We start from the raw sequence: 2,924 nt of genomic DNA on the forward strand, positions 1-2,924 counted from the left end.
GGTCCGCGCCGACCCGGTCAACCCCGGGCAGGCCGTGCAGGAAAGCTCGCAACGCCGCCTCCGAAGAGGTCACGTCCGCGAGCGAGGTAGTCACAGTTGACACCATCACAGCATCGCCGACCAGGCCCGTGAGCTCCAAACCGGACCGCCTTAGGCGGCAGGCGCCCAGGTCCTAGGTATGCCGTACGCGTCTGCGTACCGGAGATAGGGCATCCACCCGATGTGGGAGGCGGGGCCTTAGCCCGAGTCTTAAAGGTGTCAGGAAGAAGCACCAAATTTCAGGAGACACCCCATGCACCCCGAAATTGAGTACGAGCTCATGAAGAACCACGCGAACGAGCTGCGCGAGGCGGCCGCCCACCACCGGCGAGTACGCGAAGCGGAGCGGGCCAACAAGTCCGAGCGCCGCTCGGTCTTCGGCAAGCGCCGTTCCTCATGACCACCTCACGAGAGCCCGGCCACCACCTCCCTCGTGGCCGGGCCTCGATGCCCCCTTAAAGGCACGCCCATAAAAGCGTCGAAAGTAATGGAACGGGCATGACATGCTTGATGACATGCGGGGACGTTCTGTCAGTCCCGTCTTCGTCGGGCGGGAAGAGGAGCTGGCGGCTCTGTCTGACAGCTTCGACGAGGCACGAAAAGGGACGGTGACGTCCGTCCTGCTCGGTGGCGAGGCCGGGGTCGGCAAGACCAGGCTCGTTCAGCGGTTCGCCGAGCAGTGCCTGGCCGACGGCGCGCACGTGCTGTTCGGCGGGTGCGTCGAGCTGTCCACGGAGGGCCTGGCCTACGCGCCGTTCACCGCCGCGCTCCGGCAGCTCGTCAGGGAACAGGGCCCGGCCGCCGTCGCCGGGCTGCTGCCGGACGGGGCCGAGCGCGATCTCGCCCGGTTGCTGCCCGAGTTCGGCGAGCCGAGCGGCGACGGCGAGACCGACACCGGTCGTGCCCGCCTCTTCGAGCAGTTCCTCACCCTCCTCGAGCGCCTCGCCGACGCCCGTCCCACCGTCCTCGTCATCGAGGACATCCACTGGGCCGACAGGTCCAGCCGCGACCTCATCGCCTTCCTCTGCCGCAATCTGCACGCCCCGCAGGTGCTGATCGTCATGACCTACCGCTCCGACGACCTGCACCGCCAGCATCCGCTCCGGCCGGTACTGGCCGAGCTGGGCCGGGTCAACGGCGTGCACCGGCTCGACCTGCCCCGCCTGTCGAGGGACGAGGTCGCCCAGCAGATGGCCGGCATCCTCGGCGAGGTCCCGCAGTACACCAAGGTCGAGAAGGTCTACGAGCGCAGCGAGGGCATCCCCTTGTTCGTGGAGGCCATGCTGGAGGGCGGCGAGGACTGCACGTTCCCCGAGTCCATGCAGGACCTCATTCTCAACTCCGTCGAGCGGCTGCCCGAGGAGACCCAGCGCGTTCTGCGCGTGGCCGCCGCCGGCGGCATCCGGGTCAGCCACAAGCTGCTGGCCGCCGTGAGCGGCCTGTCCGACGTCGAGCTGGAGACCGCGCTACGGCCCGCCATCGCGCGCAACGTCCTGCAGATCGCCGACAACCGCGCGTACGTCTTCAGACACTCCCTCATCCGCGAAGCCGTCCACGACGAGCTGCTGCCCGGCGAGCACCAGCGCCTGCACGCCAGGTTCGCCGAGGAGATCTCCAAGGACCGCGGGCTCGTACCGCCCGGCCGTGCCGCCGTCGAGCTGGCACACCACTGGTACGGCGCGCGCAACGACACCTGGGCGCTGATCTCCGCGTGGGATGCGGCGCAGAAGTCGTTCAAGGCGTTCGCTTACACCGAGGCCGTCCCCCTGCTCGAACGCGTACTCATGCTCTGGGACCGCGTGCCCGACGCGCCCGAGCTCATCAGCGCCGACCACACCGCCGTGCTGGAACGGGCCTCCGAGGCCGCGAACGCCGGCGGCGACGTGGACAAGGGCGCCAAGTTCGTCAAGGCCGCGCTGTCGCAGCTGGACGAGACCCAGGAGCCGGCCCGCGTGGCCCAGCTCATCGTGCGGGGGGTGGCGTTCAAGAACTCCAAGGGCCAGCTCGGCGTCATCGAGGATCTCAGGCGCGCGCTGGGGCTCGTGCCCTGCGACGGCCCCGACCGGGCCGAGGTCGTCACGGTGCTGAGTCGCCACCTCATGCTGCGAGGCGAGATCACCGAGGCGAGTGAGCTGATCGCCGAGGGCCTGCGCCTGGCCAGGGAGCACGGCGACCGGTGCCTCGAAGCCGACCTGCTGATGAACCTGGCGCTCGGCCACTCGCTCAACGGCGAGAACGAGTCCACGATCGTCGTCAACGAGCAGGCGCTGGAGATCGGCAGGCAGGAGGACTCCGGCCGCCTGATCACCAGGGCGACCGGCAACAACATCGATGCGCTGATCGACATGGGCCGCCACGAAGAGGCGCTGCGCCTGTCGGTGGACGGCTGGGAGCTGGCCAAGAAGTACGGCAGGCTGCGCGGCAGCGGCCTGTTCATCAAGAACAACTGGGCCGAGGTCCTGGAGTCGATCGGCCGCTGGGACGAGGCCATCGAGATCGTCGAGAGCGCGCTCAGTCACGGGCCCGCGCTGCGCACCAGGTACGCGCTGCTCCGCGTGCGCGCCGACATCGCCCTGGCCAGGGGCGAGCTGCAACTGGTCGAGGGCATCCTGTCAGAGGTCGGCGTGCTCAAGGACCGGCCCGAGGATTTCGTCCAGGACATCATCAACAACGCCCGCCTGCACATCGGCTGGCACCTGACCAAGGGCGAGCCCGGCGCCGCGCTGAGCGTGGCCGAGCGGGTGCTCTCCCATCACAAGCAGTCGAGCAAGGCCATGCTCGGCTGGCGGCTGCTGTCGCTGCTCCGCACGGTCTGCGACGCCGCCGAGGCCATCGAACCCGAGCGGACCGCCAGGGTGCGCGAGCTGGCCGCGGAGGTGGCGGCC

2 protein-coding genes are annotated in these 2,924 nt (G+C 69.2%); both read left to right on the top strand.

Going from position 1 to position 2,924, the window contains the following annotated elements; translation table 11 throughout:
• The first annotated feature begins 292 nt into the window (after nucleotides 1-292).
• Complete coding sequence (locus tag AB0J09_RS61170; protein WP_360713209.1) at nucleotides 293-439, top strand: hypothetical protein; 147 nt, start codon at nucleotides 293-295, stop codon at nucleotides 437-439.
• A gap of 115 nt (nucleotides 440-554) precedes the next feature.
• On the top strand, nucleotides 555-2,924 hold a 2,370-nt coding region (locus AB0J09_RS61175; protein ID WP_360713211.1), incomplete at its 3' end, for an AAA family ATPase.

It is taken from the genome of Nonomuraea sp. NPDC049784 (assembly GCF_040659615.1).
Classification (GTDB): domain Bacteria; phylum Actinomycetota; class Actinomycetes; order Streptosporangiales; family Streptosporangiaceae; genus Nonomuraea.

Coding starts and splice junctions, on each gene's coding strand:
- AB0J09_RS61170 (WP_360713209.1), top strand. CDS start 293: ATGCACCCCGAAATTGAGTACGAGCTCATGAAGAACCACGCGAACGAG.